Source organism: Citrobacter sp. Cpo045, from assembly GCF_030332875.1.
Lineage (GTDB): Bacteria > Pseudomonadota > Gammaproteobacteria > Enterobacterales > Enterobacteriaceae > Citrobacter > Citrobacter portucalensis.
On the sequence record NZ_JAOWGZ010000009.1, the window covers coordinates 1 to 215 of the forward strand.

The 215-nt window shown below is 57.7% G+C and carries 1 protein-coding gene; it reads left to right on the forward strand.

Annotated elements, in window-relative coordinates:
- Window positions 1–215 (forward strand): transposase (locus tag OGY13_RS00040; RefSeq protein ID WP_286585462.1); only part of this gene is annotated, 215 nt, incomplete at both ends.

The following is a 215-nucleotide window of genomic DNA, read 5'->3' on the forward strand; positions in this document are numbered from 1 at the left end:
GCTGGTAATGGCCGGCGACCTTATCCGCTGGAAACCATGCTACGCATTCACTGCATGCAGCATTGGTACAACCTGAGCGATGGCGCGATGGAAGATGCTCTGTACGAAATCGCCTCCATGCGTCTGTTTGCCCGGTTATCCCTGGATAGCGCCTTGCCGGACCGCACCACCATCATGAATTTCCGCCACCTGCTGGAGCAGCATCAACTGGCCCG